Here is a 7415-nt window from a genome sequence, read left to right on the forward strand (position 1 = left end):
CCGGCTGTCAGTGGGGCGGCCTAGACTCGGGAGGCGATGAGCAGCCTCTTTGACGACAGCTTCCTGGCGGACCTCGGCCCCGCGGACGAGGAGCACCCCCCTCCCCCGGAGGACGCGGCCCCGGAGCCGGTGCCGGACGACCTCTTCCAGGGCGCCTTCGACGTGCCCGTCCCCCGCGAGGCCTACTACCGCGACGGCGCCCACCGGCCCGCCGTGGACCCCGCCGCCCTGCTCGAGGGGATGAACGAGCAGCAGCGCGCCGCGGTGGTGCACACGGGCTCCCCGCTGCTCATCGTCGCCGGCGCCGGCTCGGGCAAGACGCGCGTGCTCACCCACCGCATCGCCCACCTGCTGGGCGCCCGGCACGTGCACCCCGGCCAGATCCTCGCGATCACCTTCACCAACAAGGCCGCGGGCGAGATGAAGGAGCGCGTCGAGCAGCTCGTCGGCCCCCGCGCCCACGCCATGTGGGTGATGACGTTCCACAGCGCGTGCGTGCGGATCCTGCGCCGGGAGAGCAAGAAGCTCGGCTTCACCTCCTCCTTCTCGATCTACGACGCGGCCGACTCCAAGCGGCTCATGGCGCTCGTCTGCCGGGACCTCGATCTCGACCCGAAGAAGTTCCCGCCGAAGTCCTTCAGCGCGAAGATCTCCAACCTGAAGAACGAGCTCATCGACGAGGAGGCCTTCGCGGCCCAGGCTGCGGACGGCTTTGAGAAGACGCTCGCCGAGGCGTACGTGATGTACCAGTCGCGGCTGCGCGAGGCCAACGCCCTCGACTTCGACGACATCATCATGACCACGGTGCACCTGCTCCAGGCCTTCCCCGACGTGGCCGAGCACTACCGCCGCCGCTTCCGGCACGTCCTGGTCGACGAGTACCAGGACACCAACCACGCGCAGTACACCCTCGTGCGCGAGCTCGTCGGCACCGCGGAGTCGGCGCCGGAGGAGGGCCCGGCCGAGCTGTGCGTCGTCGGTGACGCCGACCAGTCGATCTACGCCTTCCGCGGCGCCACGATCCGCAACATCCTCCAGTTCGAGGAGGACTACCCCGACGCCAAGACGATCCTGCTGGAGCAGAACTACCGCTCCACGCAGACGATCCTCAACGCCGCCAACGCGGTCATCGAGCGCAACGAGAGCCGCCGCCCGAAGAACCTGTGGACCGAGGCCGGCGCCGGCCCGGCCATCACCGGCTACGTCGCCGACACCGAGCACGACGAGGCCCAGTTCGTCGCCGACGAGATCGACCGCCTCACGGACGCCGGCGACGCCAAGGCCGGGGACGTGGCCGTCTTCTACCGGACCAACGCCCAGTCCCGTGTCTTCGAAGAGATCTTCATCCGCGTCGGCCTGCCCTACAAGGTCGTCGGCGGCGTGCGCTTCTACGAGCGCAAGGAGGTCCGCGACGTCCTGGCCTACCTGCGCGTCCTCGCCAACCCCGAGGACACCGTCCCGCTGCGGCGCATCCTCAACGTGCCCAAGCGCGGCATCGGCGACCGCGCCGAGGCCATGATCGACGCCCTGTCGCTGCGCGAGAAGATCAGCTTCTCGCAGGCGCTGCGCCGCGTCGACGAGGCCTACGGCATGGCCGCCCGCTCGGCGAACGCGGTCAAGCGCTTCAACGTCCTCATGGAGGAGCTGCGCACGATCGCCGAGTCGGGCGCCGGCCCCGCCACCGTCCTGGAAGCGGTGCTGGAGCGCACGGGCTATCTCGCCGAGCTCCAGGCCTCCACCGACCCCCAGGACGAGACCCGCGTGGAGAACCTGCAGGAGCTCGCTGCCGTGGCCCTGGAGTTCGAGCAGGAGCGCGAGGAGGGGGAGCCCGGCACGCTGGCCGAGTTCCTGGAGAAGGTGGCCCTCGTCGCCGACTCCGACCAGATCCCCGACGAGGACGCGGAAGGCACCGGCGTCATCACGCTGATGACCCTGCACACCGCGAAGGGCCTGGAGTTCCCCGTCGTCTTCCTCACCGGCATGGAGGACGGCGTCTTCCCGCACATGCGCGCCCTCGGCCAGACCAAGGAGCTGGAGGAGGAGCGCCGCCTGGCCTACGTGGGCATCACCCGCGCCCGGGAGCGGCTGTTCCTGACGCGCGCGAGCATGCGCAGCGCGTGGGGCCAGCCCTCGTACAACCCGCCGTCGCGGTTCCTCGAGGAGATCCCCGACCAGTACGTGCAGTGGCGGCGCACCGGGCCCGCGAAGCCGTCGGCGTCGATGAACTCGATCGGCTCGGGCGGTGGTGCGGGCTCCGGCATCACGTCGGGATTCACGTCCTCGCGCGCCAAGGCCGGACCGAGCGGATTTGCCACGCGCCGGGCCAAGGACCGGCCCGTGGTGGCGCTCGCCGTCGGCGACCGGGTCACGCACGACTCGTTCGGGCTGGGCACCGTCGTCGGGGTCAAGGGCAGCGGTGACAACGCCGAGGCCACGGTCGACTTCGGCGAGGAGAAGCCGAAGCGGCTGCTCCTGCGCTACGCACCGGTCGAGAAGCTCTAGCCGTTCCGGTGGATCCGCACGGGGATGAGCCCCCGGTGCGGCCCGCCGGTGTGCGCCGCCGCCGGCCGTTAGGTCGGGTCGTAGCCGTGGGCGCGCAGCCACGGCAGCGGGTCGACGGCGGACCCGCCCGGCCGGACCTCGAAGTGCAGGTGCGGCCCGGTGGAGTTGCCGGAGTTGCCGGAGTAGGCGATGACGTCGCCGGCCTTGACCTGGCCGGAGCGGAGCTTGGTGCTGCTGAGGTGGCAGTACCAGGTCTCGACGCCGTCGGGCGACGTCACTATGGCCATGTTCCCGTAGGCCACGTTGTACTGCGTGCGGACCGTGCCGTCCGTGGCGGCCATGACCGGGGTGCCGTAGCTGACCGGGAAGTCGATGCCCGTGTGCACGGACATCCAGTTGACACCCGCCTGGCCGTACATCGCGCTGAGGCCGTGCTGCGCGACGGGGAGGGAGAACTTCGGGCGCTCGGCCTCCTTGCGGGCCGCTTCCTCCGCTTTACGTTTCTTCTCCGCTTCCTGGCGCGCCTTGAGGTCGATGCGCTCCTGGGTGCGGTTGGCGCGGTTCGCGAAGTCGTCGGCGCCGTGGCTGAGGCTCGCGAGCTGGGTGTCCAGCTTGCTGTTGGCGACGGAGGGTGCGGGCGCGCTGTCGGGGGCGGACGCCGCCTGGACCTCCTTCTTGTCGTCGCTCTGCCCGCCGGAGACGGTCGCGGCGGCGATCCCGGCGACCCCTATGACGGCGACCGACGGCACGGCGACGGTCAGCAGCGCCTTGCGGCGCGGCCGGTAACCGGTGCGGGCGGGCGCGCCCTTGCGGCGGCTGCTGCGGGTGGGGGCATCGCGGGGGGCGTCGCGGAGGGCGTCGTCCGGGCCCGGTTCGTCGAGAGACGGGGGGACGAACAGCATGGCCTGCGTCTCGGCGTTCGCGACGGCACCGGCGGGGGAGGCCTTCGCCTCGTCGGCCGCCTGCCCGTCCGCTTCGTCCCTCTCGGGCGCGGAGTCCATGGGCGCCATGCCGGAGAGGCCGGTCATGCCGGAGAGGTCGGTCATGAGGGTCGGGGCGTGCTCCGGCTCGCCCTGCGTGCCGTCCACGGCGGCGAAGGCACCGGCGTCCCAGATCTGGGTCTGACCGGCGCCCGCCTCCCACTGGGCGGCCCCGGTCTCCCACTGGCCCGACTGCCCGGAGGCTCCGGAGGTGTCCCACTGCCCGGACGTGTCCCTCCCCCGGGCTTCGTCCGGGAGGTGCCCCCAGCCCGAGGCGTCCGCCGCCCGGCCGGACCCGTCCCACGAGGTGAACTGCCCGGTCCCCGTGGTGTCCCAGCCCTGGGCCGCGGCCTGGTCGGGGGCGGGTGCCTGGGCCTGGTCGGGGAACCCGGTCCGGCCCGTCAGCTCCCAGTGGCCGGAGGTGTCGTAGGTGCCGTTCGCCCCCCAGTCGCCCGGCGTCATGGCGCTCGTGTCCCACTGCCCGGTGGCGGGGGTCGTGATGCCGGCGGAGGTGTCCATCCCCCGGACTTCGTCCGGAAGGTGCCCCCAGCCCGAGGTGTCGGCCTGCCCGGTGTCGTAGGCGCTGAAGTCCCAGATCTGGGTCTGGCCGGTGACTCCGCCCCACTGACTGGTGCTGGCCCACTGGCCCGTGGTCTCCCACTGGCCGCTGTCGTAGCCGTCGTACCCGGTGTAGTTGTGCGGTGCGCTCTGCTGACCGTACGACGCGTACTGCCCGTAGGAGCCATCCTGAGCGGGGTCGGACGGGCCGGGGCCCGCCGCCGGGTGACGGTCGTTCACCACCACTTCTCTTTCGCCGAGGGAGGAGAATTAGCGGCGACTGTACCCGGCGGTATGGGACGGCGACAATCTTCGTCACGTTTCGGGCGGCCGGGGCCCGGGCATTTAGCCGCCTTTTGGCGGACTGAACCCCGGAAAACCGATTTGACGTTCGATCCACGTTCGGTTTCTGGGCCTCCGGGAGCGCCCGCGGAACGTGGGCGAATCAGGCGACCGACGCCGCCCCCGACGCGTCGTCCTGCGCCTCTTCCGTGGTCAGGGCCTGTCGTATGCCGGCGGCCACCTCCCAGTGCACCGGCAGGGCGAGGTGCCCCACGCCCGTCACCCGGACATTGCGCGCACTCAGATCCGGGTGGTCGATGCGGGCGCATTCCACGGGCACCATCAATTGGTCCAGGTCACTCCAGAAACCGATGAATTGCGTTGCGCAATCCGGTGCGGGGCCCGCGAGTTCGGCGACGACGTCCGATCCCGGGCGCATCTGGCGCACCAGGGGATGTGCGGGCAGCAGCGAGGCCGCGCGGGTGCCGGCGTGCGGCGTGCCGAGCGTGACCAGGGTCCTGACGCGGACGTCGCCGCCCATCCGCTGGACGTAGTAGCGCGCGATCAGGCCGCCGAGGCTGTGTCCCACCACGTCGACCCGCCGCTGCCCCGTGCGGGCGCAGATGTCCTCGATGTGGCGGCTCAGCAGGCGGGCGGCCGTGCGGATGTCGCAGGTCAGGAGCGAATAGTTGAGCGCTTCGACCTGCTGCCAGCCGTGCCGGCGCAGAGATCTGCGCAGCAGGACGAAGACCGAGCGGTTGTCGATGAAGCCGTGGAGGAGCAGAACAGGCAGATGACCCGCTTGTCCGCTTTCGACTGATTCATGCAGTCCGGGTGTGTCGGGCGTGTCGCCGGCGGCCGGGAGCGCGGGCAGCGCCCGCCGGGGCGGCGGGCGCTCCTGGACGACACCGGTCGGGTAGAGCAGCAGATGGCCGGTGAGAATCGCCAGCTCCAGCACCGTGGACCGGACGAGCGCGGTCGACGGGCGCAGCAAGGCGGCAAGGATGCTGATGAAGGGCAGGGTCCTCATGGCCGACCTCCCGAACGGCACCCGGGAAGCGCGGCTGCAGTCCCCCGTGTGCGCCCACGGGCAGCTGCGCGCGACCGGCCGCACCGCTGTGCCGTGCGGCTGTCGGCACAGTGGTGCGGCGGCCTCGCCGCGGCTCCCCTCGCGACCGCCCGGAGACTCGCCACCCCGGCGACGCGGGTGACTGGGCGACCCGTAAGACGCGGAAGCGCGCGGACGGTGCGTAGCGACGTGTTGTCCCACGTGTGATTTCCCCCTCGCTCCGCACCGCGAAACGGCCGCGTGCGGGATGCTGGAGATAACGTTCGTTCACATCCCTGGGCGCCGGTTACCGGCAGTCGTACATGGAGGCAGTGATGGGAGTGACCGGTCCGATCCGCGTGGTGGTGGCCAAGCCCGGGCTCGACGGCCATGACCGCGGCGCGAAGGTCATCGCACGGGCGCTGCGCGACGCCGGCATGGAGGTCATCTACACGGGCCTCCACCAGACGCCCGAGCAGATCGTGGACACCGCCATCCAGGAGGACGCCGACGCGATCGGCCTGTCCATCCTCTCCGGCGCCCACAACACCCTGTTCGCCAAGGTCCTGGAGCTGCTGCGCGAGCGCGACGCGGAGGACATCAAGGTCTTCGGCGGCGGGATCATCCCCGAGGCGGACATCGCGCCGCTGAAGGAGCAGGGCGTCGCCGCGATCTTCACCCCGGGGGCCACCACGGCCTCCATCGTGGAGTGGGTCAACGCGAACGTCCGCCAGCCGACCGAGGCCTGACGGAGCCGGCGGGTCACCCCGCCAGCTCCGCCCGCATCGTGGCCCGCAGCCGCAGCGTGCCCACGAGGCGCTGGAACGCCTCCGCCCAGTACGCGGCGGCCCCGGCGCGCCCGGGGGCATCCGCGGCCGGCTCCTCCGGCAGCAGGGTCAGCGCCTCCAACCGGTCGGCCTCGGCCGGGTCCAGGCAGCGCTCGGCCAGGCCCATCACGCCGCTGAAGCTCCACGGATAGCCGCCCGCGTCGCGGGCGGCGTCCAGGGCGTCCACGATCGACCGGCCCAGCGGCTCCGCCCACGGCACCGCGCACACCCCGAGCAGCCGGAACGCGTCCGACAGCCCGTGCGCCGAGACGAACTCCGCCACCCACGCCGCCCGCTCGTCCCGCGGCAGCGCCGACAGCAGCTTCGCCGGATCCCTCCACGAGGTGCCCTCGGCCGCGGGCGGGGCCGACGCGGGGCCCAGCAGCGCCCGCGCCCACTCCGCGTCCCGCTGCCGGACCGCGGCCCGGCACCAGGCGGCGTGCAGCTCGGGCTGCCAGCCGTCCGCGACCGGCAGCGCCACGATCCCCGCCGGGCTCCGGCCGCCGAACCGCTCGGACCAGGCTGCCAGCGGAGCCGCCTCCACGATCTGGGCCAGCCACCACGAGCGCTCGCCGCGCCCGGACGGCGGCTTCACGACGACGCCGTCGCGCTGCATGCCCTTGTCGCACTCGTGCGGCGCCTCCACCGCGATCCGCGGGCCCTCTCCCTCTCCCGTGCGGTCCAGGGAGACGCAGCTGCGGGCCCGCTCGGCCATGCGGGCCGCGAGCGCCGAGCCGGGCAGCGCCGACAGCAGCTCCGCCGCGGTGGCCCGGACGTTACGGCTCCGGTCGGACAGGGCCCGCTCCAGGAACGGCTCGTCCTGCGCGGACAGCCCCTCGCGCAGCGCGTCCAGGAACATCAGGCGGTCCTCCGCCCGTTCCGTCGCCCACGAGCCGGCGAGCAGCTCGCGGGCGGCAGCAGGATCTCGCTGCCGTACGGAGGCGAGGAGCGCGGCCCGCTCGGCGAACAGCCCCTCCTCCCAGACGCCGGTGTCGGCGTCCGTGCCTGCGGCTGTACCCGCGTCCGCGTCCGCGGTGGGGCCGGGCCTCAGGGCGTATTTCCACTGCGGGTTGAGCGCCGCCAGCCACCGGGCGCGGGGGCCGCCGAACGCGAGTGCCTCCTGCCGCAGATCGCTACGGGACCTGGCCGCGTCCAGGAGGGCGGGCAGGAGTGCGGGAGGCGCCTGATAGCCGTGCCCGTTGGCGGCGGCCAGCCACT

At 72.5% G+C, this 7415-nt stretch carries 5 protein-coding genes; 2 read left to right on the forward strand and 3 right to left on the reverse strand.

Features of this window, described 5'->3' with window-relative positions; genetic code table 11:
* The first annotated feature begins 36 nt into the window (after positions 1–36).
* The gene (gene pcrA, locus V7793_RS29775; protein ID WP_336012247.1) at positions 37–2502 is read left to right on the forward strand and encodes a DNA helicase PcrA; all 2466 of its coding nucleotides are present in this window, start codon (positions 37–39) and stop codon (positions 2500–2502) included.
* A 68-nt stretch (positions 2503–2570) separates the two neighbouring features.
* Here the strand turns inward: pcrA and V7793_RS29780 are convergent, their stop codons facing one another.
* Positions 2571–4280, reverse strand: coding sequence for a M23 family metallopeptidase (locus V7793_RS29780; RefSeq protein ID WP_336012249.1), 1710 nt, complete (start codon positions 4278–4280; stop codon positions 2571–2573).
* A gap of 205 nt (positions 4281–4485) precedes the next feature.
* Entirely contained in the window at positions 4486–5352 is an 867-nt protein-coding gene (locus tag V7793_RS29785) for an esterase/lipase family protein (RefSeq protein ID WP_336012252.1), read from the reverse strand.
* A gap of 353 nt (positions 5353–5705) precedes the next feature.
* Here V7793_RS29785 and V7793_RS29790 point away from each other — a divergent pair, with 353 nt between their 5' ends.
* Complete coding sequence (locus tag V7793_RS29790) at positions 5706–6119, forward strand: cobalamin B12-binding domain-containing protein (RefSeq protein ID WP_058045874.1); 414 nt, start codon at positions 5706–5708, stop codon at positions 6117–6119.
* Between the two features lie 13 nt (positions 6120–6132).
* On the opposite strand, the gene V7793_RS29795 is transcribed toward V7793_RS29790, so the two are convergent.
* The coding region (locus tag V7793_RS29795) for a DUF5691 domain-containing protein (RefSeq protein ID WP_336012255.1) at positions 6133–7415 on the reverse strand (1283 nt) is incomplete at its 5' end.

The organism is Streptomyces sp. KLMMK (genome assembly GCF_036961605.1).
In the GTDB taxonomy this organism is placed as follows: Bacteria; Actinomycetota; Actinomycetes; order Streptomycetales; family Streptomycetaceae; genus Streptomyces; species Streptomyces telluris.

What these genes read in the sequence shown, in the direction of transcription:
- V7793_RS29785 (WP_336012252.1), bottom strand. Translation starts at nt 5,352, where the DNA reads ATGAGGACCCTGCCCTTCATCAGCATCCTTGCCGCCTTGCTGCGCCCG.
- pcrA (WP_336012247.1), top strand. Translation starts at nt 37, where the DNA reads ATGAGCAGCCTCTTTGACGACAGCTTCCTGGCGGACCTCGGCCCCGCG.
- V7793_RS29790 (WP_058045874.1), top strand. Translation starts at nt 5,706, where the DNA reads ATGGGAGTGACCGGTCCGATCCGCGTGGTGGTGGCCAAGCCCGGGCTC.